Source organism: Mycolicibacterium neoaurum ATCC 25795, from assembly GCF_000691525.1.
GTDB classification, from domain to species: Bacteria; Actinomycetota; Actinomycetes; order Mycobacteriales; family Mycobacteriaceae; genus Mycobacterium; species Mycobacterium neoaurum.
Map to the genome: position 1 here is coordinate 319714 of NZ_JMDW01000005.1, position 23938 is coordinate 343651.

Annotated in this window: 24 protein-coding genes; 8 read left to right on the forward strand and 16 right to left on the reverse strand. The window is 65.0% G+C overall.

The window, feature by feature from the left end:
• The first annotated feature begins 166 nt into the window (after positions 1-166).
• Positions 167-1453 (forward strand): MFS transporter, encoded by a 1287-nt coding sequence (locus IC40_RS0105795; protein ID WP_030133796.1) that lies wholly within the window; start codon positions 167-169, stop codon positions 1451-1453.
• Here the strand turns inward: IC40_RS0105795 and IC40_RS0105800 are convergent.
• The gene (locus IC40_RS0105800) at positions 1443-2651 is read right to left on the reverse strand and encodes a low temperature requirement protein A (RefSeq protein ID WP_030133797.1); all 1209 of its coding nucleotides are present in this window, start codon (positions 2649-2651) and stop codon (positions 1443-1445) included. The genes IC40_RS0105795 and IC40_RS0105800 overlap by 11 nt on opposite strands.
• A gap of 103 nt (positions 2652-2754) precedes the next feature.
• Between IC40_RS0105800 and IC40_RS0105805 the strand changes: the two genes are divergently transcribed.
• A complete protein-coding gene (locus IC40_RS0105805; RefSeq protein ID WP_036469410.1) occupies positions 2755-3468 on the forward strand; it encodes an IspD/TarI family cytidylyltransferase in 714 nt (237 codons plus the stop codon).
• Here the strand turns inward: IC40_RS0105805 and IC40_RS0105810 are convergent.
• From IC40_RS0105810 to IC40_RS0105835, 6 genes are read right to left on the reverse strand one after another with little or no spacing between them, the layout of a single operon-like run.
• On the reverse strand, positions 3452-4084 hold the full coding sequence (locus IC40_RS0105810) for an IspD/TarI family cytidylyltransferase (protein ID WP_030133799.1): 633 nt from the start codon (positions 4082-4084) through the stop codon (positions 3452-3454). The two genes, IC40_RS0105805 and IC40_RS0105810, sit on opposite strands and share 17 nt — an antisense overlap.
• A 16-nt stretch (positions 4085-4100) precedes the next feature.
• Positions 4101-4691, reverse strand: a complete 591-nt coding sequence (locus IC40_RS0105815; protein ID WP_042510022.1) for a hypothetical protein — start codon at positions 4689-4691, stop codon at positions 4101-4103.
• Positions 4619-5386, reverse strand: a complete 768-nt coding sequence (locus tag IC40_RS0105820; RefSeq protein WP_138158198.1) for an Rv1363c family protein — start codon at positions 5384-5386, stop codon at positions 4619-4621. The genes IC40_RS0105815 and IC40_RS0105820 overlap by 73 nt, the downstream gene beginning before the upstream one ends.
• A gap of 17 nt (positions 5387-5403) precedes the next feature.
• Complete coding sequence (locus IC40_RS0105825; protein WP_030133802.1) at positions 5404-6876, reverse strand: FadD3 family acyl-CoA ligase; 1473 nt, start codon at positions 6874-6876, stop codon at positions 5404-5406.
• Between the two features lie 8 nt (positions 6877-6884).
• Positions 6885-8075 (reverse strand): amidohydrolase family protein, encoded by a 1191-nt coding sequence (locus IC40_RS0105830; RefSeq protein ID WP_030133803.1) that lies wholly within the window; start codon positions 8073-8075, stop codon positions 6885-6887.
• A gap of 35 nt (positions 8076-8110) precedes the next feature.
• Positions 8111-9685, reverse strand: a complete 1575-nt coding sequence (locus IC40_RS0105835; RefSeq protein ID WP_030133804.1) for an AMP-binding protein — start codon at positions 9683-9685, stop codon at positions 8111-8113.
• A gap of 58 nt (positions 9686-9743) precedes the next feature.
• Here IC40_RS0105835 and IC40_RS0105840 point away from each other — a divergent pair, with 58 nt between their 5' ends.
• Positions 9744-10460 carry an enoyl-CoA hydratase/isomerase family protein gene (locus IC40_RS0105840; protein WP_030133805.1) on the forward strand — a complete coding sequence of 239 codons (717 nt, stop codon included), beginning with the start codon at positions 9744-9746 and terminating at the stop codon, positions 10458-10460.
• A gap of 14 nt (positions 10461-10474) precedes the next feature.
• On the opposite strand, the gene IC40_RS0105845 is transcribed toward IC40_RS0105840, so the two are convergent.
• Positions 10475-11143: a TetR/AcrR family transcriptional regulator gene (locus IC40_RS0105845; RefSeq protein ID WP_081843328.1), complete on the reverse strand. Its 669-nt coding sequence runs from the start codon at positions 11141-11143 to the stop codon at positions 10475-10477.
• Between the two features lie 159 nt (positions 11144-11302).
• On the opposite strand from IC40_RS0105845, the gene IC40_RS0105850 reads away from it, so the two are divergent.
• The 4 genes from IC40_RS0105850 (at position 11303) to IC40_RS0105865 (ending at position 14537) form a co-directional block, all read left to right on the forward strand.
• On the forward strand, positions 11303-12580 hold the full coding sequence (locus tag IC40_RS0105850) for a cytochrome P450 (protein ID WP_030133807.1): 1278 nt from the start codon (positions 11303-11305) through the stop codon (positions 12578-12580).
• A gap of 172 nt (positions 12581-12752) precedes the next feature.
• Positions 12753-13169: an Rv2576c family protein gene (locus tag IC40_RS0105855; RefSeq protein ID WP_051644276.1), complete on the forward strand. Its 417-nt coding sequence runs from the start codon at positions 12753-12755 to the stop codon at positions 13167-13169.
• Between the two features lie 73 nt (positions 13170-13242).
• On the forward strand, positions 13243-14028 hold the full coding sequence (locus IC40_RS0105860) for an Rv1363c family protein (protein WP_030133809.1): 786 nt from the start codon (positions 13243-13245) through the stop codon (positions 14026-14028).
• A gap of 20 nt (positions 14029-14048) precedes the next feature.
• A complete protein-coding gene (locus tag IC40_RS0105865) occupies positions 14049-14537 on the forward strand; it encodes a hypothetical protein (RefSeq protein WP_036461243.1) in 489 nt (162 codons plus the stop codon).
• Here the strand turns inward: IC40_RS0105865 and IC40_RS0105870 are convergent.
• Positions 14534-14980: a hypothetical protein gene (locus IC40_RS0105870; RefSeq protein WP_030133811.1), complete on the reverse strand. Its 447-nt coding sequence runs from the start codon at positions 14978-14980 to the stop codon at positions 14534-14536. The two genes, IC40_RS0105865 and IC40_RS0105870, sit on opposite strands and share 4 nt — an antisense overlap.
• 20 nt (positions 14981-15000) lie before the next feature.
• Complete coding sequence (locus IC40_RS0105875; RefSeq protein WP_030133812.1) at positions 15001-15444, reverse strand: hypothetical protein; 444 nt, start codon at positions 15442-15444, stop codon at positions 15001-15003.
• Positions 15445-15555: 111 nt separating this feature from the next.
• Here IC40_RS0105875 and IC40_RS0105880 point away from each other — a divergent pair, with 111 nt between their 5' ends.
• Entirely contained in the window at positions 15556-16068 is a 513-nt protein-coding gene (locus tag IC40_RS0105880) for an Rv2253/PknI dimerization domain-containing protein (protein WP_030133813.1), read from the forward strand.
• A gap of 80 nt (positions 16069-16148) precedes the next feature.
• Here IC40_RS0105880 and IC40_RS0105885 read toward each other — a convergent pair whose 3' ends face one another.
• The 6 genes from IC40_RS0105885 to IC40_RS0105910 are packed head-to-tail and all read right to left on the reverse strand — an operon-like array spanning position 16149 to position 23895.
• Positions 16149-17804 carry an MCE family protein gene (locus IC40_RS0105885; RefSeq protein ID WP_030133814.1) on the reverse strand — a complete coding sequence of 552 codons (1656 nt, stop codon included), beginning with the start codon at positions 17802-17804 and terminating at the stop codon, positions 16149-16151.
• Positions 17805-19088, reverse strand: a complete 1284-nt coding sequence (locus tag IC40_RS0105890; protein ID WP_030133815.1) for an MCE family protein — start codon at positions 19086-19088, stop codon at positions 17805-17807.
• Entirely contained in the window at positions 19085-20533 is a 1449-nt protein-coding gene (locus IC40_RS0105895; protein WP_030133816.1) for an MCE family protein, read from the reverse strand. The genes IC40_RS0105890 and IC40_RS0105895 overlap by 4 nt, the downstream gene beginning before the upstream one ends.
• On the reverse strand, positions 20530-21672 hold the full coding sequence (locus IC40_RS0105900; protein WP_042510020.1) for an MCE family protein: 1143 nt from the start codon (positions 21670-21672) through the stop codon (positions 20530-20532). Before IC40_RS0105900 ends, IC40_RS0105895 begins: the two co-directional genes overlap by 4 nt.
• Before the next feature lie 40 nt (positions 21673-21712).
• On the reverse strand, positions 21713-22741 hold the full coding sequence (locus IC40_RS0105905; protein ID WP_030133818.1) for an MCE family protein: 1029 nt from the start codon (positions 22739-22741) through the stop codon (positions 21713-21715).
• A complete protein-coding gene (locus IC40_RS0105910) occupies positions 22738-23895 on the reverse strand; it encodes an MCE family protein (RefSeq protein ID WP_042510040.1) in 1158 nt (385 codons plus the stop codon). Before IC40_RS0105910 ends, IC40_RS0105905 begins: the two co-directional genes overlap by 4 nt.
• Between the last annotated feature and the right edge of the window lie 43 nt (positions 23896-23938).

The window sequence follows — 23938 nt, forward strand, 5'->3', positions numbered from 1 at the left end:
AGGTTGAGCAAACTGATAAAAGGCTTAGAAACAGCACCGATGCCGGACCTGGCAACCCGGTGAGAGATGTCACCGGAAAAAGATTCGCAATTCATCCCATCAATTTGGGACCATCTTTGCAGCCAAAGTGATACGACCACCCGAGACGACGGAAGGGGCCGGTGCCGTGCGTCCGTGGATCGTCTGGGCCACCGGACTGCTGGCCTATATCGTGGCCGTGCTCAACCGCACCACTCTCGGCGTCTCCGGCCTCGAGGCGGGCGAACGCTTCCACGCCGGCCCGAGCGTGCTCTCGACGTTCGTGGTGCTGCAGATCATCGTCTACGCCGCCGCGCAGGTCCCTGCCGGCGTGTTGCTGGACCGGTACGGGTCCAAGGTGCTGATCATCTCCGGCGCTGCTCTCATGGCAGGCGGGCAGCTCGCCATCGCGCTGACCCAGTCCCTGCCGATGGCACTGACCGCCCGCGCCATCGTCGGGCTCGGTGATGCCATCACCTTCATCTCGGTGCTGCGCCTGGTGCCGCACTGGTTCCCCGCCCGGCGGGTGCCACTGCTGACCCAACTCACCGGCATCAGCGGCCAGTTCGGCCAGGTGCTCTCGGCCGTGCCGTTCCTGGCGCTGCTGGGCGTCGCCGGATGGACCTCGGCATACCTGTCGGTGGCGGCCTTTGCCGTGCTCGCTCTGGCGCTGGCGGCGGCGTTGATCCGCAACACCCCGGATGGCCGGCCTGCCACCACGTCCACGCTGAGCGTCCGGTCCACCCTGGCCAACGTCCGCACCGTCTGGCTGCGTCCGGGTACCCGGCTGGGTTTCTTCACCCATATGGGCACCCAGTTCTCGGTGACCGCGTTCGCCCTCATGTGGGGCGTCCCCTACGTGACCACCGCGCAGGGCCAGACCCGCGGCATTGCCGGCATGCTGTTGACCATCTCGGTCCTGACGGCCGTGGCCGCCGGGGTGGTGCTCGGTCTCCTGTGTGGCCGATTCCCGCATCGCCGGTCCCGATTCGTCCTGGCGATCATCGGCAGCAACGCGGCCATCTGGACGATCGTGCTGGCCATGCCCAATCAGGCACCGTTGTGGCTGTTGGTCGTGCTGGTGGTGATCATCTCCGTCGGCGGGCCGGGTTCGATGGTCGGTTTCGACTTTGCCCGCACGTTCAATCCCAGCGCGACCTTGGGCACGGCGCAGGGCATGGTCAACATGGGGGGCTTTCTGGCCTCACTGATGCTGATGCAGGCCATGGGCTGGATCCTCGACGTCGCGGGCGGCTACTCCTCCGAGTCGTTCCGGCTCGCCTGGACGGTTCAGTACGTGGTGTGGGCGGTCGCGGTGATCGGCATCCTGGTGACCCGGCGTAAGACCCGGCGGCAGCTGGGTCTGCAGGGCAACGCCTCCGACCGATGGTTGCTGGAAACCTTCGATCCCGAGCCGACCGACATCAGCCGCTGATCCGCGCCGCCAGTGCCGCCGTGGTGTGCCGGTGCCCGACCGTCTCATGGCCGATCACCACCACGACCGGTGCCAGCGTGGCCACCAGCAGGCAGACCGCGATGGGTACACCGGACGCCGCGAGCAGGACCGAACCGGCCAGCACCGCGCTGGCCAGCAGGCTGAGCATCAGATGCACTCGGCTGGTGGCTCGCAACATCAGCGCGTGCAGGAGGTAGATCAGCCAGATGTAGACCGCCACCGGAACCGCCACGGTGGCAACGCACGCCGCCGACCCGAGCGCGGAGTGCTCCTCCAGGTAATAGGCCGCCAGGTGCAGACCCGCGCCGGTGCCGACGATCGCTCCGTACAACACGATGGGCAGATAACCGAACCAGAACGAGGTCTCCCGGTGGGCGTGCAACAACTCTCCCGCGGGCACCATGAAGTACATCCACCACATGCCGAACGTCAGGCCGACGCCGGAGACCGCGACCAGAATCGCCTCGGTACTCCAGCCGTGGTCGGAGACCACCGCGGTCAAGGTCGCCACCGTGCCGACGACACCCTCGCCGAGCGCGATGATGGCCATCAAGCCGTACCGCTCGGCTATGTGGTGGGCGTGCCACGGTGTACCGCCCGCGCGGCGTTCGGCCACCACCGGCCCTGCCATCTCGAACAGGGTCAGCGCGATCACCAGCAGGCCCGTCACGAGCAGCCCGGTGTGCAGCAGAATCACAGCGATCCAACCGATCTGGGCAACCGAGATGATCGCGGCGTAGGTCAGGCAGGCCTGCCGCCGCGCCGGATCCTGGCGCGCTGCCCGCAGCCATTGCGCCACCATGGCGACGCGCATGACCACATAGCCGGCCACCATCACCACGTTGTCGACGTGCCCGCCGTGCTCCAACGAGGCGAACATCGCGGGCAACCCGAGCGCCAGGATCAACACGCCCACCATCTGCAGCATGGTCGTCAGCCGGTACACCCAGTCATCGGTGTCGTATGCCGATGCGAACCAGGTGAAGTTGATCCAGGCCCAGCACACCGCGAAGATCGCGAAGGCGAACCCGGCAAGACCCGCGCCGACGTGACCGGCGGCGAAAGCATGCGCGAACTGCGATGCCGCGACTCCGAACGCGATGACGAACGTCAGATCGAACAACAACTCCAGCGGGGACGCCACTCGGTGCGATTCGTGCGGATCGCGCCCGGACATCACCGATATGCCGCGTCGCCGCTCATCAGCAGTGCTCACACGGACTCCCCTCCCACCGGCGCGCGCCGGTCACCGACAAGATTCAACACGCTAGCGTGGGCGCGTGCCCCCGACCGGTGACCCTGCCACTGCCGTCGGCGTCGTGCTGGCCGCAGGTATCGGCTCACGCGTCGGAGCCGACGGGAACAAGGCCTATCTGACGCTGGCAGGCAGGCCGATGCTGGCCTGGTCGCTACGCGCGGTGGCCGATACGCCGGAGATCGGCCGGGTGATCCTGGTCTACCGACGTGGTGAGTTCGATATCGCCGAAGCGATGGTGCGCGCGCAGATCCCCGACCGCCGCATCGAACTGGTCGAGGGCGGTGACACCCGGCACGAATCCGAGTTCAACATGCTCTGCCATATCGCTGCCGATATCGAATCCGGCGCCGTGGACGTCGTTCTCATCCATGACGCCGCGCGTCCGTTGGCCGGGCCGGACATGATGCGCGCAGCCCTGTACACCGCACGGCGCTTCGGCGGTGCGGTCCCGGGAATCCACGCGGTCGGACTGGCCAGTGCCGGGCAAGACGGTCTGCATCCGCTCGCCGAATCGGTGGTTCGGGTGCAGACGCCCCAGGCGTTTCGCGCCGAGGCCCTGCTGGCGGCCTACCGCCGCGCCGACGCCGAGGCATTCGACGGGACCGACACCTCGGCCTGCGTGCAGCACTTCACCGATGCCGATGTACGCGTATTTCCTGGTGCAGCAAGCAATCTCAAGGTGACGTACCCGCCGGACATCCGACTGGCCGAGCACCTGCTCACCGGCAGGCGATGATCGCCTCCAGCAACGCCGCATCCGCGGGCAGCTGCACCGACACCGCGTCGGCGTCGCCGTCCACGGTGACCGCGCCGGCGAGGCTTTCTTCGGGTAGCCGATCGGCACGCATTCCCCGCGGATACTGCAGCAACCGCAGGGTGGAGCGGTCCACCGTGGCGGTGATGGTGCCCCCGGCATCGACGGTCTTCACGGTGTCGGTGACAGGGAGCACCGGCACCACCAGGTCGGCGCCGTCGGCAAGGGCCGCGACCACCCTGTCGATCATGTCCGCCGCCATCAGCGGGTGACGCTGATCGGCCAGTAGCACGTGGGTGGCGCCCTGGCAGCCGGCGCGCACCCCGACCAACGAGGGAACAGCCAACGAGCGACCGGCCAGCGCAAGGCAATCCGCGCGGGTGGCGGACCCGTCGACGGTCAGGATGTCGACGGTCAGTCCGGCCAGGGCTGCACGGAACCGGTCCGCGATCGCCTCGTCGACGACGACCAGAACCTGCCCGGCCACCCGGGTCAACGACCGCACCATCCGGCACACCGCCGGTTCACCGCCCAACGGGGTGAGCGCGGCGGCCGGATTCTCGGCGGGCGGCATCGGCAGGATCGCGGCGAGTCTCACGCCGGCCAGGTTAACGTCACACCGGGTCGAATGACGCGATCCGCCATGCGCCATCGACCTTGGCGAGTCCCACCTTCACGCTGCTGGTCGAAAACGACCCATCGGGATTCTCTGAGCTGGTGGTGGACTGGTTCAGGAAGACAAGTACGACCGCGCGGTCCGGATACAGTTCGGAGACAGCCGCATTGACCACCGAAGCTGAGGTCGTGACCCCGTTCTTCTTGGCCGCGGGACTGACGATCTGTTCGGTGAACTGGTTGTAATAGTTCAGGAAGTCACCGGTCAGGTGCGAACGCGCATTGGTGAAATCCGTTTCCAAGTTCTGCGGCGAATAGGACAACAGCGCCATGGTGCCGTCTGATGCTGCCTGCACCGCGGCGTCCGCCGCAGCGGTACCGGTCGCTTGGTCGAATCGATACTTCGTCTGATACAGCCATCCAGTGACGCCGCCGGCGGTGACCAGCAACACCACCAGCACGATGGCGACCCAGAATCGACGAACACCGCCCAAAACCCGCGGGGCGAGGCCCGCGGTCACGGCGCGAACTCCACTTTTGCCACCTTCAGTTGACCTCCATCGCGAGCCATGCTGACGATCAACCGCCAGGTTCGGGGTTCTTCCTTGGCCCCCTGTGCGTTCGTCACCGTGGAATACGCGGCCACCAGTACATCGGCGGTGTCGTCGGTCATGTTCTTGACACCGGTGGCTGTGACGGTGGCGTCGGTGATGACCTTGGACTCTTCGGCGACCCGGATGAAGTCCTTTGACTGGGCCTCGAAATCCTGCTTGAACTGCCCGGTCGAGTTGTCGACGATCCGTTGGACGTCATCGGCGGCTCGATTGAAATTCAGCGACATCAGCGTCACCACGCCTTGGCGAGCGGCGGCGGCGAACTCGGCGTTACGGCTGCGCTGTTGCTCAGCCTGCTGGTGACTGACGACAATCCAGGCGCTGGTACTGGCCAGTCCCGCGATGCCGAGCACCGCGATGATCACGGCGATGGCCTTGGCGGCGAACACCATCCGGCGACGGCGCACCGGCACGGGCGCTGCCTCCGCGTCGCCGGCATCTCCGTCGCCGGCCTCGGTTGTCTCGCCGGTGGCATCGGAGTGCTCGGTATCGGAGTGCTCGGTATCGGAGTGCTCGGTAGCGGATTCCTCGACGGGGGCGGGCGCGGCGGGCGACTCGGCCTCCCGACGCAACCGCGCCACCTTGGCGCGCGCGGCCTCAGCAGCGGCGGCCGCCTCGGCGGCCAGCGCCTCGGCCTCCTCCGCAGTCAGGCTTTCGTCGGCGCGCTCCATCGACCCGACCATACCGTTCATCGCGCCGGCTCCCCGAGACGATCCTTCATCACCTTGCCGGTCGCGTTCAGCGGTAGCTCGTCGAGGAATTCGACCGTTCGGGGCACCTTGTAACCTGCCATCCGCGTCCGACTCCAATCGATCAGCTCGGCCTCGCCGATGCCGACGGCCTCGCTCGCCCCCTGGTGCAACACCACGAACGCGTTGCCGACTTGGCCCATCCGGTCGTCGGGCACCCCGATCACGGCGGCCTGCCGGACCGCAGGATGTTCGAGCAGGTATCCCTCGATCTCGGCCGGGTATGCGTTGAAACCACCCACGATGAACATGTCCTTCTTGCGGCCGACGATCCTGAGGCGTCCGCCGTCATCGAGGTTTCCCAGATCCCCTGTGTGCAGCCATCCCTCCGCGTCGATGGCTTCGGCGGTGGACTGAGGGTCGTCGAAATAGCCCTGCATCACGCTGTAGCCGCGCACCAACACCTCGTCGTCTTCTGCGATGCGCACCTCGACACCGTCACACGGCAGGCCCGCCGTGGTGGCGATGTCCTCGAAGGAATCTCCGGGCCGTGACAGGGTCACGGTTCCCGCCTCGGTCAGCCCGTAGCCGGTGGCCAACGTCCGAAACGGAAGCTCCTCGTGCACACGGCGGATGAGCTCCACCGGAATGTCGGCGGCTCCGGTGACTCCGGACCGCAGCGTCGCCAGCCTCGCCTTGTCCGGCACAGCCAGCAGTTCGTGATAGAGAGTCGGCGCTCCCGGCAGCATGGTGACCCGCTCCGCTTCGATGAGGTCGACCACCGTCGGTATATCGAAAACGGGGACCGGCAGAATCGTCGCGCCGCGGATCATCGCGGCGATGCAGCCTGCCTTATAGCCGAAGGTGTGGAAGAACGGGTTGACGATCAGGTATCGGTCACCCTCACGCAGATCGGCCAACTCACACCATTCGGTGTAGAGCCGCAGCGTCTGTTCGTGATTCATCATCACCCCCTTCGCACGCCCGGTGGTGCCGGAGGTGTAGATGATGTCCGCGATATCGGTGCCGCACAATCCGGTCGCTACGTGGGGGCTTCCGCTACTCAGGAAGTCCGACGCGATATCGATGGCGGGCACACCGGCCGGGACCGTGAATTCCTGCCCGAGGAAGCCGTTCTGGATAAGGACCACCTTGGCGCCGCTGCGGGTGATGATGTCTGCGGCTTCGGCGGTCCTGAATCGGGTGTTCACCGGCACCAGGATCGCGCCCGCGCTGACCGCACCGAATGCCGCGATCAGCCAACCCGCGGAATTGGGTGCCCAAATGGCCACCCGATCACCGCGTTCTATCCCCAAACCGGCGAAAGCACCTGCTGCTCTGCGGATCCGGTCGACGAGCTCGACGAAGGTGAGCCGCAATGAACCGTCGACGACCGCCTCGGCGTCACCGAAGCGGTCGCCGACGCTCATGACCATGTCGGCAATGGTCTCCCACTCGGGGCGGTAAGCCACTGGTCAGACTATGTGGTGATGAGGCGACCCAGATTGCCACCCATGATCTTTGCCTGATCCTCCACCGACAGATGGTCCAGCGCCGTCACGTAGTGCGTGGGTTCGGCAAGGCCCTCGGGGTGCGGCCAGTCCGAACCATAGAGCACCTGGTCGACGCCGATCAGGTTGATCAGGTCGTCGATGCCTTCCTCATAGAACGGGCTGACGTAGATCCGGTTCTTGATCTCCTCCATCGGATTGCCCAGGAACGCCTCCGGTGCCTTCTTGTAGACCTCGGTCATGGAATCCAGCAGCGGGAACATCCATTTGGAACCGGCCTCGACGATGCCCACCTTGAGCTTGGGATGGCGGAACAGCGCTCCGTGGATCACCCACGACGCCACCGCATCCTGAATCGGGCGCCACTCGTTGAGGATGTTCATCGCGTTGGTCTGGAACGGCAGCATCTCCTGCGCGACACCGTCCCACTCAGAGGTGTAGCGCGAGTAGCCGGAATCCGAGGAGTGCATGCCGACGAAGATGTCGTGTGCGACGCACCGTTCCCAGAACGGATCGAACTCGGGCAGCGCGAACGAACGCGGCCCACGGAAACCCGGTACCGGCGCCGGACGGATCAGGATGGCCCGGGCACCCCGCGCCACAGCCCATTCGAGTTCCTCGATCGCCTTCTCCACGATGGGCAATGTGATCACCGGGGTGGTGAAAATGCGGCCCTGATAATTGAATCCCCACACTTCGTGCAGCCATTCGTTCAAAGCATGCACGATGACGTGGATGGCCACCGGGTCGTCGGAGAGCCGTTCCTCGATCAGGCTGGCCAGGGTGGGGAACATCAGGCTGCGATCGACGCCCAGTTCGTCCATCACCTTGATCCGGGGTTCCGGCTCGAAGAAGGCGGGGATGGCCTTCATCGGCTCACCGAACAGCTCCCGCTTGCTCTTACCGTCGGGGTTGCCGTACTTGAAGTACTCCTCCCACGCACCCGGTTTCGCCACGACCGAGAAGGTGGGATTCGGGATGTAGTTGGAGATCTGCCCCTTGATCGCGATCTTGGTACGTCCGTTGACCTCGACGTACTGAACGATGTCCTTGTACTCCTTGGGGAGGTACTTGGTCATCGCCTCCGGCGGCTCATACAGATGGTTGTCCGCGTCGAAGAGCGGAAATGGAATGTCGACCTTGTGCGACAGCTGCCCCATGAAATTCTCCCTTCCAGTTCATGAGAACCATATTCTCATTGTTTGATCGCCGCAATGCCCTCGGGGCGTGCGGCGGCGAGCTCCTGGCGGACCCGGAACTTCTGCACCTTCCCGCTGGCGGTGCGTGGCAGATCCATGTCTGGGGGCACCTCATGCAGTTCCTCTGGCCATTTCTGCCGAGCCACCCCGGCCCGCTCGAAATGCGCACGCACCTCGGTCAGGGCCGGCATGGACGCACCGTCCCTGATCCGCAGTACGGCGGCGACCCGTTCGCCGAGCCGGTCGTCCGGCGCCGCCACCACCACCGCCTCCACCACGGCAGGCATCGCCAACAGCGTCTCCTCGACTTCGAGCGCGCTGATGTTCTCGCCACCACGGATGATCAGGTCGGCGGTCCGGTCGGTGATGGTCAGATAGCCATCGGCATCGAGCACCCCGATATCACCGGTCCGATACCAGCCGTCCTCGTCGAAGGCGGCTGCCGTCAACTCGTCGTCGGTATAACCCAGGCACAGGTCGGGCCCGCGGCTGAAGATCTCCCCGTCCGGTGCGAGCCTGATCTCGACACCGGTGCGGACATTGCCGTCGGTGAACAACCGCTTGTCCTCCGGGGCCGTCGGTCTGGACCCGGTGATCGAGGGATGCTCGGTGCTGCCGTATGCGCGGAACACGAACAGACCCAGATCCGCCAGCCGTCGGGTGACCGCCGACGGCACCGTGGAGCCACCCAGTCCGACGGTGGTGAACTTGGCCAGATGCTGCTCACCGAAGCGTGGATGATCCATCAGGCTGGTCACGAAGTACGGCGGACCGCCTCCGATGGACAGCCCGTCTCGTTCGATCAGATCCAGCACCTTGCCCGGATCCCAGACGTCGCAGAGGTCGATCGGCGCACCCTCGATCACCGGGATGAGGAACGCGCCGACCATCCCGATGAAATGCCCGACCGGGGTGGCGGTGAGCTGCCTACCGCGGTCGGGCGGGTAGTTGGCGAGTAACTGGCGGGTCTCGAATGCCAGCGTCTGGTGACTGTGGACGACACCCTTGGGTTGTTTGGTGGTGCCGGAGGTGAAGGCGATCAGGGCCGGCGCCCCCGGATCGGCGGGCAACGCCTCCGCCAGGGGTTCGTCGGAGAGGAGATCGTCGAAGCCGGCCTGTCCCACGAGCCCGACCACCGGGATGTCGGTGCACAGATCCGGCTGGAAGGCCATCCGACCGAACCGCTCTGCGGACAGGAACACCTTGGGCCGCGCGGTGCCGATGATGTGGGCGAGTTCCTTGCGCCCGTAGAAGTGCACGATCGGCACCGTCACCGTGCCGAGCAGGGCCGATGCCCAGAATGCGGCGGCGGCTTCCATCCAGTTCGGCAGCTGCATCGCGATGACGTCACCCGGTCCCACGCCGCGGTCGCGCAGTCCGGCAGCCAGTCGCCGAGCCTGCAGCTCGACGTCGCCGAACGTGCCCCGGTAGGGCCGCACATCAGAGTGCACGCAGAAGCCGACATCCGGGTGCGCAGCAAGGCCTTCGGCAAGCATCTGGCCGAGCGTTTCCGGACGCCACCAGCCCTGTTCGACGTAGCGTTCGGTCAACTCGGCGGGAATGTGACGCACCATGGTGATGGTATTCTCAGCAGACGAGAATGCCAATATCAATTACGGAGAATGGTAGATGGTTGACCTCGATATCGAGGATGAGTTGGCGGTCATCACGATCGATCGCCCCCACGCCCGCAACGCCATCTCGCTGGACACGATGGACGAGCTCGGAAAGGCGCTCGACGGGGCTGCCGGCGCCGCAGCCCTGGTCATCACCGGCGGGGGCGAGAAGGCATTCGTGTCCGGGGGCGACCTGAAGGAGCTCGCGGCGCTGCGGACCGAGGCCGAAGCCGCCGAGATGGCGTGGCGGATGCGCACCATCTGCGATCGCATCGCCGGATTCTCCGGACCCGTCGTCGCGGCGTTGAACGGACACGCGCTGGGCGGAGGGGCGGAGGTGGCGGTGGCGGCCGACATTCGCATCGCCGCTGCTGACATCAAGATCGGATTCAATCAGATCTCGCTGGCGATCATGCCCGCCTGGGGCGGCGCCGAACGCCTCGGCAGGCTCGTGGGACCCCACCGCGCCCTACTGCTGGCCGGCACCGGCCGGATCCTGGATGCCTCGGCAGCCCAACAGGTCGGGCTGATCGACGAGGTGGTGCCGCGCGCGGATTTCGACGCCTCCTGGCGGGAGACCGCGCGCCTGCTCGCCCGCGGTCCGGCAGGTGAGATCAAACGCGTCATCAACGGCGCGACCACCACCGAGGCGGTGGCTGCCTTCGCGCGGCTCTGGGTGTCCGATGCGCACTGGGCGGCCGCCGACAAGGTCATGAGGAAGGCGCCATAGTAGGCAACGCCGATCTATGTCGCGGCGTTGCCGCCGAGCTTGCCCGATGCGGCCTCGAAACCGCTGCCGGCAAGATCACCGAAGATCTGCTCAAGCGGCAGCGCCTCCCCTTCGAGTTCAACCAGCCACCGCTCGACGAACTCCAGGGTCTCAGCGTGTCCGGCCGACATGCCCATGGCCTGCTCCATGACCAGCGCCCAGGACAGGCTGGTGCCGATCACGGCCCACACCACCGGCGGAACGTCGCCGGGGTCCACTCCGTAGCGTTCCAGCGCGGCGGCCAGCGCCACGCGCTGATCCTCGCGGAAACGCTCGGCGTAATAAGCGATTTCGGCTCGCAGCTCCTTGCGATGGTTGGCCAGCCCCATGAACTCCATGGTGAGCCGCGTCGACGCGGGATCGGTGCTGAACAACCAGATGGCACGCAGCGGCTGCGCCGATTTCAACGCCGCCTCCAACACCACCAGGCCCTGTTCGGCGCGGCGGCGGAACACCGCGAGGAACAACTCGTCCATGGTGCGGAAGTAGTAATGCACCAGCTGCGGTTTGAGGCCGGCCCGCTCCGCGACGCGGCGCGAGGTCACTGCTGCGTAGCTCTCCTCGATCATCAGCACCTCGGCGGCGTCGAGCAAGACACCGCGGTTCTTGGCGTCCGGCGCACCGATCCTGCGCGCTGTGGCCATGTCACCTCACCGTCATCTGCGGGTCCGCACTACCAGCGAATCGTAACGATCCGCCGATTGTGATCTTGACCACGACTCTACCCTCATGCTAAGCAGGTGCACAGCAGTTTTCGGCGAAGATCCGCCTCCTACCCCACAGCCCGGGAGAATAACCCCATCATGAGCGAATACGCGACGCTGGATTTTCTGACAGACCAGTCGCTGGTGCCCAATCCGTACCCCTATTTCGACTATCTGCGCGAACAGAATCCGGTGCTGCAGGTCCCGCCGTGGGGTTGCTATGCGGTCACCGGTTACGAGGAGGCGGTCGCGGTGTACAAGAACACCGACGCGTTCTCCAACGCGGTCGCCCTCGGTGGACCGTTCCCGCCGCTGCCCTTCACCCCCGAAGGGGACGACATCTCCGAGCAGCTCGAGGCGCATCGGCATCTGCTGCCGATGTTCGAGCACATGGTCACCATGGATCCGCCTGACCACACCAAGGCCCGCTCCCTGCTGAATCGGCTGCTGACCCCGCGCCGACTCAAAGAGAACGAGGACTTCATGTGGAAGCTGGCCGATGTCCAGCTCGACGAATTCCTCGACAACGGTAGGTGCGAATTCCTCGCCGAGTACGCAAAGCCCTTTTCGCTGTTGGTGATCGCCGATCTACTCGGCGTCCCGGAGGAGGACCACAAGCAGTTCCGCACCAAGCTCGGCGCCGATCGCCCCGGGGCCCGGGTCGGCTCGCTCGAGCAGGAGGTGGTCGACGAGAATCCGCTCCAGTTCCTCGATGACAAGTTCATCACCTACCTCGAGGATCGCCGCGCGGATCCACGTGAAGACGTGCTGACCTCGTTGGCCACCGCGCTCTACCCGGATGATTCGGTACCACCGGTCATCGAGGTGGTGCGCTCGGCGACCTTCCTGTTCGCCGCGGGTCAGGAGACCACCACCAAACTGCTCAGCGCCGCGATGCGGGTGCTTGCCGAGAACCCGGAAGTGCAACAGAAACTGCGCGACGACCGCAGCCTCATCCCAACCTTCATCGAGGAATCCCTGCGGCTGGAGAGCCCGGTCAAATGCGACTTCCGACTGGCGCGCAAGACAACCGAGGTGGCAGGAGTTCGCATTCCGGCCGGTTCACCGGTGATGGTGTTGCCGGGTGCGGTCAACCGGGATCCGAACCGTTTCGAGAATCCGCACGAGTTGCGACTGGACCGGAAGAACGTTCGTGAGCACATGGCGTTCGGGCGCGGTGTGCACTCCTGCCCCGGCGGACCGTTGGCCCGCGTCGAGGGCCGGGTGTCCATCGAGCGGATCCTGGACCGGATGGGCGATATCACCGTCGATCCGGAGAAGCACGGGCCGATCGGTGACCAGAACTTCAACTATGAGCCGACATTCGTGCTGCGGGGCCTCACCGAGCTGAACATCAACTACACCCCGCTGAGCTGACACTCGACCGACAGCCGGCGCGTCGACGCTCACGAGCGAGTATCTGTCGGCGACCTTCGAAAGTGGAGAACAGCATTCGCATCGGGAGTACGGCGCAGATTGCCGATTTCCCTTGCCGGGCAGCGCCGGCAATCTATGCTCGGCCCCACACGCCGAACCGTGGAGGAAGACTGTGAAGTCCGTCGTGGTGCATATCGCGGTCCTCGCGGCGGTCTCCGGTCTGGCCGGTGCGCCTCCGGCGGCCGCCGAACCTGTTCTGCACCATGTGAAATACACCGTGGGTGCGAGCGAGTCGATGCAAGCCGTCATCTACTACCGCGACACCCAACCCCCCAGCTGGGCGGATTACAGCCACAACCCATACCTGTTCAGCCCGAAAGCCGAGGCCGAGCTGGGCCCCGGAAAGCCGTGGGTGCTGGAGGCGACGTTGGCCGACCCGCAGCAATGGGCGATGGTCATCGCCACGACGCCCCCGCACGCCCCTGCGTTGCCGGAACCCGGATTCGTGTGCGAGTTGCGGGTCGATGACGTCGTGGTCGCCACCGATGCCGGGCCGAAGGGCGCACTCTGTTCATTGCGCACCTGGTAGCGACATCGGCTCGGGCCGGTACTCGGGTAGCGTGAGCAATCGATGGTTGTTGCCCTGAGAGACAGGAGGTCCGGTGCGTTTCCGTAAAGCCGATACCCCGGCGAGTCCTGACGATTCGACCACCGGCGCCCAGGAATCGGAGCCCGAGACTCCAACCGATCCGGATGCGGCGCTGGCACTCGCCGAGGCCGAGGCCGCCGCGGCGGAAGCCACCGCCGAGGCCGCTCGTGCGCGCGCCGAAGAAATCCGGCTCAGGAGTGAAGCCTCCGACGGGGACTCCGAAGAGTCCGCAGAACCCGCAGAGTCCGAATCCGGCGATATCGACTCAAGCGCTGCGCCACCGGGTGTACCGGCGCGGCCGACCGGCGGCGGCGGTCGGGCGCTTCGCTGGGCCGCTGCCGCCATCGCGATGCTCAGCGCCGGTGCACTCGTCGCCCTCAGCGTGCTGATGGTCATCCATCACCGTGGTGTCCAGGCCGAACAGCGGCAGGCCGAGGAGTATGCCGCCGCGGCAAAGCAGAGCGTCGTCACCCTGATGTCGCTGGACTTCACCAGTGTCGATGACGATGTCCAGCGCATCATCGACAATTCCACCGGGGACTTTCGCAAGCAATTCGAAGGCCAGGCAAAAGATTTCGCAACCGTGGCAAAGGATTCCAAGGTGATCACCGAGGCCACCGCCACCGCCGCGGCCGTCGAGTCGATGACCGAGAACGATGCTGTCGTCCTGGTCACGGCCACTTCGAAGGTCACCAATACCTCAGGCGCCGAACAGGAGCCACGCACCTGGCGTCTGACGGTGAACCTGACCCGTGACGGTGATCAGATCAAGATGTCGAGAGTCGAGTTCGCACCGTGATGCCACGAGACCGAAATCCGATGGTGCAGCGATTGCTGGCTCCCGCACTGCTCGTTGTGCTGGTGCTGGCTTCGGCCGGGGTGGCAGCGTGGCTCTATTTCACCGATTACCGGGCCGATCAACAAGTCGATGACACCGCCAGACAAGCGGTACTGACGGCCGCCTCCGACGGAGCAGTGGCGTTACTGTCCTACTCACCGGCAACGCTCGACGCGGACTTTGCTAACGCCAAGGGCCGCCTCACCGGTGATTTCCTCGCCTATTACACCCAATTCACCGATGAGATCGTCGCTCCTGCCGCCCGCGAGAAACAGGTTCAGACATCGGCCGCGGTCGTTCGCAAGGCCATCATCGACATCGAACCAGACCGCGCCGAGGTGCTGCTGTTCCTCAACCAGACGACGACGAGCAAGGACAGTCCCGATGGTTCGTACTCGGCAAGCGCGGTGAAGGCCGTACTGGAGAAACGCGACAACTCCTGGCTGATCTCGGCATTCGACCCGGTCTAGAGACGGACCAGGGCGAACGTCCAGACATTCATTCCGGGAGGACCGTTGAAACAGCCGACGTCGAATCGCGATTCGACAGTGCCCGCCAGCGTGACCGTATCCCAACTGTAGGTGTCCTTGGTGGGCATGACATGGCCAGGGCAACGGAGTCCGTCGGGGACGTCGGTCGTATAGGACCAGCGGCCGTCCACCAGATGCGCCTCGCCGCCGTAGTACGCGCCGAACTTCGGGCGGGGAATGGCCTGTACCAGTGCGCAATCCGGGGTGGGCGTGTCGTATTGATCGTGGTCCTCGCATGGGTAGACGGCCCATATCCAGGAGGCGTCGGTCCAACGGTTACTCCACACTTCGTAGTTGCCGAGCTGCATCTCCGCGGCCGCGGGAGGCGCCGACAGAGCCACGGCGGCGGGTATGAGCGCGATGGACAGCAGTGCAGTCTTCATGGTCGTCCTCTTCGGCGGGGTCATCGTGGGATGGGATCAGAGGCCGAGACGTCCCCGCGCAGCCAGCGGCTGAAACCGTTCTTCGTCACGCAGGTGAGGAACAGGCCTTCGGGTGACTGCGCCATCTCGCCGTCGAGGCTCGGGCACTGCGCTCCCTCGGCCTTGACCCCGTGCATCTCGGTTGCCCGGAACCATCGCGGCTCGTAGCGGCGCGGCGAACCGCAGAACACCAGCCTCCCCCACGACGTCACCCCGAACGCGTAATAGGTGGTGTTGCTGCAATAGGAACCAAGGACGATATTGGGTGCGATACCGGGTGTGCACGCGGGTTCGTTGCAGTCGTGCAACATGGGTGGTTCGACGGACGGCGGTCCCGGCGGATTCGGGTCGGCGCCCGCCACTGGAGCTGAAATCATCGCAGTCACAGCGGATGCCGCGGCCACCAGAATCCTGAGGACACCCATGATGCTCACCTTTACATATCGCGGTAACAAAGTTCTCATAAATGGCGAGGGTCGCTCTACCCCGGTATTACGCTGGACCCCAAGAGAACCTGATGAGTGTGAGGAGTCGCCATGCGCGGACGGACCATCGCGGCAGGGGTCGCCGCCATCGCGGTCGGCACCGTCGCCGGGTTGGCTGCCGTACCGACCGCCAACGCCGACCTCGACATCGCACTCAACGGCACCTACCGGGTCATCTCCAACGGCGAGTGGGCCAAGACGAACGAGGTCTACATGGACGAGGCGGTTCAGGTTTCGATGTGGACCTTCGCCACCAGTTGCACCGATGCACAAACCTGCAGTGGCACGGTCAGCAGCGACAAAGGCTGGACGGTCCCGGCCGAGTATCGGGTCAATCGGTGGCTCGTCAGACTCCAGCACCCGAACTGGCTGCGGTGCCCGGATGGCAGCACTGCGCCCGGTTATCAGAGTTTCCGGTTCAACGGTGTCGACGGTAGCGGCCAGATCGATATCGACAACCTGCAACTCCTGGCAGGCTTCGACCGGACCGAGGGCCCCGGCGGTGCCTGCGGGCGTAACACGCCCACGGTGATCGAGATGCCACTTCGTCTCGACAGGGTCTGAGGTCCTGGCGCGGCACCACGGCATGCCGAGCAACCCCGGCTCCGCGACCGCGGTTGTTCCCGTCTGATGGCGTCTCGCCATCAGGTCGGCATCAGATCCTGCCACGACTTCGGAGCACCTCCGGCAATGAGATTGGTCTGCTGCTCATATCGGCCGTCCGGGGTCATGTACTTGCCCGTGTTCGGGTCGTACGGGACCACCGCGACCGAGGGCCCGTTTCCGGCGGTGCCGCTGGGCGCCACCGGCAATGCACCGGCGGACGGGACCACGGGAGGGACGGGCACACCGTTGACCGAGTTACCGGCCGGCGGCGGCGGAATGTAGGGCTGCGACGGAACGGGGGCAGGATCCTGGGGTGCGAACACCGGTGGCGGGGGCGGTCCTGCCGGGCCACCCGGCGGTGCGCCGGACGGCACCGCTCCGGGTGGCAACGCAGTGCCCTCGATCGGCGCGTGGATCTGCTCCTCGAAGGTCGTCCGGTCATCCGGCGGGATGCCCTGGGCAATCAGATTGGGATCGAACGGCGCCGGGCCGGTGATGTGCTGGCGCAACGCCATCGGCACAAAACCACGCGGGTCGTTGCACAGTTCCACGGTTGGCGCCCGCTTGCCCGGATGCTCCATGCAGGGAATGTTGCGTGCCCCGCGTACCGAGACGGGTGAATCCTGCGGCAGCTTGCAATAGAGGTTGTCCGGGGTGTCGATGGTGGTCGTGTCGGCCGGCGAGCGCCACTGCGACGGAGGTAGAAAGCCCACCGTGCAGGGATTCGGGTCACCGACGGTCAGCGTGAAATCGCCCATCGGTAGACCCGTTGCATTGTTCTTCGGCAGACCGAAGGACTGCTGTGACGCAATGTAATTGGGCAGCAGCACAAGCAACTGTTCCACCGCCGGGTTGTAGGTCAACAGGATCTGACCGATCGTCGTCATATTGGCCAGCAGCACCGGCAGCGTCGGCTTGATATCGGTGAGCAACCCCGACACTTCCTGCGCGAACCCCGGACCTCGCTGCAACACGGTGCGGATCTGCGGATCGTTGGCGACCACCTGATCGGTGATCCCGGCCAGGCTGCGCGACCAGGTGCGGATGGCATCGGTGGTCTGCACCTGGGTGTCCAACAGCGGTACACCGTTGTCGATCAGTGAGCCCATCTCCCCGGAGACGCTGTCGGCATCCCGGGTCAGTTTCCCCGCCGAGTCGACCAGCGACTGAAAGTCGTAACCCGCACCGTCAAAGGCCTGATACGTCTCACCCAACAGATCGTTGAGTCGATCCTTGGGTATCGACTGCACCAGCGCACTCATCCGGTCGAGCATCGGCCCGACCTCCTGCGGAATGGTGGTGTCATCCGCCGCGATCACCGCGCCGTTCTCCAAGTACGGACCCGATCCGGTGTTCGGGCGAAGATCGACGTACTGCTCGCCGACCGCCGAGACACTGAGCACGTGCGCGGTGAGATCGACCGGAATGCGCGGTGACCGGTCCAGCGACAGCGTCGCGCGCGCCCCGGTATCGGTCAGCTCTACCCCGGTGACCCGGCCGACCTGCACGCCGTTGTAGGTGACATTGGAGAACCGGTACAGGCCGCCGGTCGCCGGCAGATCCAGGCTGACGGTCAGCCGGCCAACTCCGAGCAGCGTCGGCAACTGCATGTACCCGAACACCATCACCGCGACACCGACGACGGATGCCACGGTGAAGATGACCAGCTGCGTCTTGACGAAGCGAGTCAGCATCTACCCACCACCCCCCTGGGAACCTGCGGGCACATACGGCCCGGCGAAGATGGGTGCCGCAGGCGCCGGAGCGGCATTCTGAGGACTCTGCGGCGGCGGTGAGACCGGCAGGATCGGGCCTGGCGCAGGGAGCGTACCGGCCTGCGCGGGCTCTCCGGCGGGCGGGGCCGCCGGGGGCGGCGCAAGCGGTGCCGACAATGGATCGTAAGAATAATTGAAGTACCACGGGTCACCCGGCGCGGGAATGAGTTTCGCGTCCTCATCCCCCCACCGGGTACCCAGCAACAAGGACCGCTTGAGTCGAGGGTAGGTCAGATCGAAGACGGCGTACAGGTTGAGGTAGTCACCCTTGACGGCGCGATCGATCAAATTGGGACCATAGGGGAAAGCCGAGCCGTACACCAGTCCGCCGACGATATCCGGCCCGATGTCGGCCAGTGAACGCAAAGCCGGCTCCAGGTTGGCCAGGTCCGAAACCAGCTCCTTACCGGCATCGTTGACCAGACCTGTTGCGGTGTCACTGAACTGACCCAACCGGTCGAGCGCAGCGGTGAATCTGGGGCGGCTGTCGATCAACACGTCCAGAGCCGGCGGGATGTCCTTGAGGGCGCGGTCGATCTTCTCGTTCTGCGCGGCAAACGTACCGGCCACCGAGTTCAACTGCTGGATGGAAGCCACGATATCGGCACGCTGGGTATCGAGTACGCCGACGAACCTGTCGAGCCGGATCAGCAGATCGCGAATCTCGCTCTCCCGTCCGGACATTGCGGTGCTGAAGTTGTGGATGATGTCGCCCACCTGACCGAGACCGCCGCCGTTGACCAAGGTCGACAGTGATGTCAACGTCTGTTCTGTGGACGGGTATGTCGACGTGTCCGCCAGCGGGATGGTGGAGCCGGACGGCAGCTGACCCGACGGGCTCTCGCCCACCGGCGGCCCGAGTGCCAGATGCATCGATCCCAGCAGACTCGTCTGACCCACGGTGGCAACAGAATTGGCCGGGACGACAACACCGGGATTGACACGGATCCTGACGTCGGCATGCCAATCACGGACCGTCATGTCGCCGACACTTCCCACCACCGCATCATCGATCAGCACCGGCGAATTCGACTCCAACGTACCCACGTTGACCACTTGCACGGTGAACTGTTGAGCGTCGGCGCTGTTGCCCTGGACACCGGGTAGCGGAAGCGAATTCACCCCGTGGAAGGCACACCCGGTGCCTGCCAGCGCCACCATGGCGGCCAGCACCGACGCACGTATGCACCCCGTGCCGATCATGCTGGGGGTGTCCCTTCTGCAGGCAGCAGCGGGGCATCGGGAGCCGGTCCCGGCGGAGGAGCGCCGTAGCCAGGCAGCAGCATGCCGTCGAAGGTCGTCGGGCTGGGCTGGGGCGCATCGGGAAACAATGCCGCGTGCGGAGTGGCGGGCAGCCCGTTGGGCACGTAGGCCCCGCGGTCCGGTGCCTGCGGTGCATTCCAGCCCGGTGGCGGCGGAACGTCCCCCGCGCCGGTGTAGGCGGAGACCGTCGGAGGCGGCTCCGGCGGCCTGGGGATGCCCCCACCATTGGGTGCGAGCCGCATATCCGAGTAGATCAACCTGTCCGGCCTTGCCGATTTGGTCAGATAGGGATTGATCGGGAACGGGAACCCGTTGAAGTTCAGCAGACGCAGCGCGGGTCCGAAGTACTGCTCGCACAGTTTCGCGGTCTCCGGGGCGGTGGCATTCTCGACAGCACCGACCATGCCGCAAACCGCCTGAACGGGATTGCTGAAGTTCGTGAAAGCGAATGCTCCCACCGGAGTTCCGGTCGACACGTTGCGGATGTTGAGCGTGTTCGCGATCGCGGTCGGCGTGATGTGCAGGATGTTCTCGATCGCCATCCGGCTGTCCACGAGATTCTGCATGACGTTGGAAAGGCGAGTCACCTGTTCGGTGGTCTCATTGCGGCTGCCTGACACGAACCGCTGCACATCGTCGATGGCCACCGACAGATCGTTGAGCATGCTGTCCAGGCTGGACCTGCTGTCGTTGACCACGCTGGTCAACGTCGCCAACCGGTTCTCGAACATGACGATCTGCTCACTGCTGCCGCGGATGGCATCGACGAACACATGGAGGTTCTTGATGGTGTCGACGATATCGCCGCTGCCGTTCGCCATCACCCGGGCGACCCCGGAGAGCTGGGACAGCGTCTCGCGCAGTTTGGCGCCGTTACCGTCCATGGCGTTGGCGGCGCTGTCGATGAACCGCGACACCGATGTGCCGTCGACACCGCTCTGCGGTCCCAGTTCCGTTGCCAACCGCTCCAATTGCGTCTTCACCTGGTCCCACTCCACAGGAATCGCGGTGCGTTCCCGTGGGATGACCGCCCCGTCTGTCATGGCATCGGAATCCCCATCCCGGAATGGCGGTGTGAGTTGGACGAAGCGAGCCGCGACGAGGTTCGGCGCCACGATGATCGCCTTGGCCTGCGCCGGAACCGATACTCCCGGGTCGATCGCCAGGGTCATTTTCGTCTGCTGACCCTCGGGGTCGATCGCCTTGATGGAGCCGACCTTGACGCCGGATACCCGCACCTCGTCGCCAGGATAGATGGCCGTCGCGGTCGGAAAGTACGCGGTGATCGTGGTCGGCTTGAAAAGCAGCTGGCGGACCAGGACACCGCCGGCGACTACGACAGCCACCGCGACGACGACAGTCAGTAATTTGGCGCGTGTCCTCATCGTGGCGCCTCTCCGGGTAACGGCGGGATGACCGGCGGCGGGAAGGAACGTGGCGGCAGGTCACCCGGTTGAGGAATCCCGTTGACGGGAAACGGTAGTTCGGCCCGCGGACCGGCACTGTCCGGCGGCTGCCCGGCATTGACCCCACGCCGGAACCCGAAGGCGTAGTCGAGGAACGGCTGCAACAGTTGGCCGAAAACGATGTTCGGGATGTATGCGCTGTAATAGAAACCGTTCGACACGGCCTCCCCCTGTGTCAGCTCGTATTTCGCCAGGCCCGGCAGCGCCTTGGCGATGTTCTCGCGGTTCTTCTCAAGAACGGCACTGACGGAGTTCAGACGATCCAGTGCGGGTTTCAACTGTGCTTCGTTGTCGGCCACCACCCCCGACAGCGCCCGGGATACCTCGGAAGTGTTGGCCAGCAGGCTCACAATCGCCTCGCGGCGGTCGTTGAGCACCCCAACCAGATCGTTGGCATTGAGAATCAGGGTGTTGATCTGTTCGCTGCGCTGCGACAGCACCCCGGTGACATCGCCGGCACTCTTCAGCAGGTCGCCGAGACTCTCGTTGCGACTGTTCAGCGAACGCGACAACCGGCTCAGGCCATCGAAGGTGGGACCGAGCTGCGGCGCGATCTGGTCGACGGTCTGCGCGAGGGTGTCCAGGGACTGGTTCAGTGACTCGGTGTCGGTGCCCGCGGTGTTGGTGGTCAACTCGCCGACAGCATCGGTGAGCGAATACGGCGAAGAGGTTCGTGTCAGCGGGATCTCGTCCAGCGCACCCATCCGGCCGCTGCCTGCCGGCTCCAGCGCCAGAACCCGCTCACCCAGAAGTGTCCCGGTGCGGATGTGAGCCTCGGTCTCCGACCCAAGTCCGTATTTTCCCTCCAGGGTGAACAGCACCAGCGCGTCACCGTTGTCCAGACTGATATCGGACACCGATCCGACCTTGATGCCGGCCAATGTGACGTCGTTTCCGACACTGAGTCCGCCTGCTTCGGCGAACCGGGCCTGGTAGCGGACCGAATTGGCCCATTCCGAGAGACGTTCGGGCTGCAGGCCGACCGCGATGACGAGCACCATCAGGACGACGCCCATGATTCCGGTCCGGACCAGATGACCTCCGCGATACTTCAGCATCGAGGGTCGACCCTCCTTCCAGGGCGCGGTTCGCAGTGAGTCATGGCGTATCCGTGCATCTGCCCTCCTCCTGTTTGATCCACGGGAAGACCACCGTCCGCCCCTGCAAATCGCTGGCGCGGAATGACACACCGCAGATGTAGTACTGGATGAAGCCGCCGTAGGCACCCAGTCGAATCGCCTTGCGGTAGTTTTCCGGAGCCTTCTGCAGGGCGGTGTCGAGGGACTCCTTACCGGCGTCGATGTTGGTGGCCAATCGATTCACCTGAGCAATGGTGCCTGCGAGGGGTTGACGAGCGTTCCCGAGGAAGTCGGCCAGCGATGCGGTGCCATTGTCGAGCGCCTCGATCGCAGTGGCGATCGGATCGCGATCGTCGTTCAGACTGCCCACCAGACGCTGGATGCGGTCGACGGCGCCGGAGAATCGGTCACCGTCCTTGGCCAAAGTGGCAAGTACGGTCCGCAATTCGTCGATCAGCGATTCGACCACCCGGCTGTTGTCGGCCAGTTCGGTGCTGAACGACGAGGTTTTCGACAGCAACGACTCGATGGTCCCGCCCTGGCCTTGCATGATCTGGATCAGCGACGCCGTCAGCGCGTTCACATCCTTCGGGTTCAGACCTTGGATCACCGGTTTGAGCCCGCCCAGCAGCAGGTCCAGATCCAGCGCCGGCGCGGTGCGCTCCACCGGGATCTGTGCTCCCGCCTGCTGCACCTCGGTCGACCCCGGCCCGTCGAGCAGTTCCAGGTAGCGGTCGCCGACCAGATTCAGGTATCGGACAGCCGCTTTGGTGCCGGTGGTCAGCACGACCGATCGGTCGGCATCGAACTCGACCAGCACCGTGCCGTCGGACTGCAACGACACGCCGTCGACGGTGCCCACGCGAATACCGGCAACACGCACGCTGTCGCCTGCCTTGAGTCGTGACGCGTCGGTGAACACGGCCGAGTATCCGTGGGTGGAACCTGTACGCACCTCGGAGAACACTGCGAACAGTGCACCGGTCAGCAGCACCATCACGAGTGCGAAGATGCCGAACTTGACGATGACTCCACGTGATCCCGTCATCCTGGCATCCCGATCTGCGCACTGTTTCGGGGTGGCCCACCGAGCGGGCCGAACAACATCTGTTTGAGCCCGTCGGAATTGAGCAGAATGCCTTGATTGCCATACTGATAGGGGTTGGATCCGGTATCGGCGACCAAAGCGGGCACCCGAAACTCCGGCGGCACGTCGGGCAGCCCGAACTCCTTGCAATAGGACCGGTCCGCCTTGGCGGCCACCCGAGGGAGATCTTGCGGGTAGCGGTACCGTTCCGTCCCCAAGACGAGACTCGCGGACAGATGCAGACCCGGGACGAGGAACGGAGGTGACTTCGAGAACGGGACCAGACCGCCGACCGCGCAACCCAAGTCCTCGTGGTACTTGTCCAACAGTGTGGTGGTCGGTAGCAGGATGTGGGCCAGATCGCGCAGTGCCTGCCGGTTCCCGCCCACCACTTCGATACCGACATCGGCCAACCCGGTAGCGCTGACCAGGAAGGCATCCAGGTTGTTCTGCTCTTCGACGATGCTGTTGCTCAGCCTGCTGGTGTTGTCGACAGCGGTGATCACGTCCTGCGCACCGTCCGCGTAGGCGGTCAATACCGGTGGCAACTGCCTGGTGATCGTCGACAGATTGTCCAGGCTCGGTTCGATCTTGGCCAGGAAACTGTTGAAGTCCGAGAGCGTGCGACCGAACTGCTCCCCACGCCCATTGAACGCATCCGAGATCGCACCGAGGGTCTCGTTGACCTTGAGTGGGTCGATCGAGTCCAACAACTGGGTCAACTGCTGGAACACCGTGTTGATCTCGACGGTGACGGTGTCACCCTGCAATGTGGCCCCGGCCTGCACCGGCTCCGGGGACGGGTCGGCGGGAGCCTGTAGCTGGACGAACTTGGCTCCGAAAACCGTGGATGCCGCGATATCGACCTTGACATTGGCCGGAATCCGTTCGAGCTGTGCGGGATCCATGGCCAGATGCAGGACTGCCATCCCGTCCGGCCTGCTCTCGATGGCAGCCACCGTGCCCACCTGCACGCCACGCATCTTCACTTTCGCATCCGGGTTCATCACCAAGCCGGCACGCTGCGAGATGATGGTCAACGGAACGGTCTTGGTGAAGCTGCCACGGAAGAGACCGACCGACAACCCGACGATCAGCACCAGCGCCAGGACCATGCCCAGTCCGGCCAGCACACGCACTCTTTCTGTCTTCGTCACG